Consider the following 598-nt stretch of genomic DNA (forward strand, 5'->3'; position numbering starts at 1 on the left):
AACGCGCCGCAGGGCGCCTTCACCGCCGCCCGGGCCGCCAAGGCCGAGGGCGTGCAGATCTCCACCATCTCGTTCGGGACGCCGTACGGCACCGTCGAGTACGAGGGCGCCACCATCCCGGTCCCCGTCGACGGACCAGATGAAGATGATCGCCAAGCTCTCCGGCGGGCAGTCCTACACCGCCGGCAACCTGGCCGAGCTCTCGAAGAGCTACAACGCCATCGAGAAGGACATCGGCTACCGCACCGTGCCCGGGCCGGGCAGCGCCGGCTGGTTGCGGCTGGGCGTCATCACCGCCCTGATCGCGACGGCGCTGGCGCTGCTGATCAACCGGCGGCTTCCGGTCTGACCGCTCAGGAGGGCAGCCGGCGGTTGAGGAACAGGCCCGCCAGGACGGCGCCCGCCATGGCGACGGCGCCCAGCAGCATCCAGGCCAGGCTGGCGTCGCCCTTGACGGTCTCGTAGCCGATCTGGCGCTGCAGGGTCGAGTAGACGTTCTTCAGCGACTCCAGGCTGTCGGCGTGGAACGACTGGCCGTCGGTGATCTCGCAGATCTTCTGCAGCGTCTGAGCGTCGACGGGGACCGGGATGGTGGCGC

General features: G+C 69.9%; 2 pseudogenes. One reads left to right on the plus strand and one right to left on the minus strand.

The annotated features are described in order from the left end of the window. Positions 1–349: pseudogene (locus A5692_RS07495) on the plus strand (hypothetical protein); the annotation flags it as partial. 4 nt (positions 350–353) lie between these two features. Here A5692_RS07495 and A5692_RS07500 read toward each other — a convergent pair. Continuing rightward, positions 354–598 (minus strand): annotated as a pseudogene (locus A5692_RS07500) (hypothetical protein); the annotation flags it as partial.

This window comes from Mycobacterium sp. E342, from assembly GCF_001667665.1.
Lineage (GTDB): Bacteria > Actinomycetota > Actinomycetes > Mycobacteriales > Mycobacteriaceae > Mycobacterium.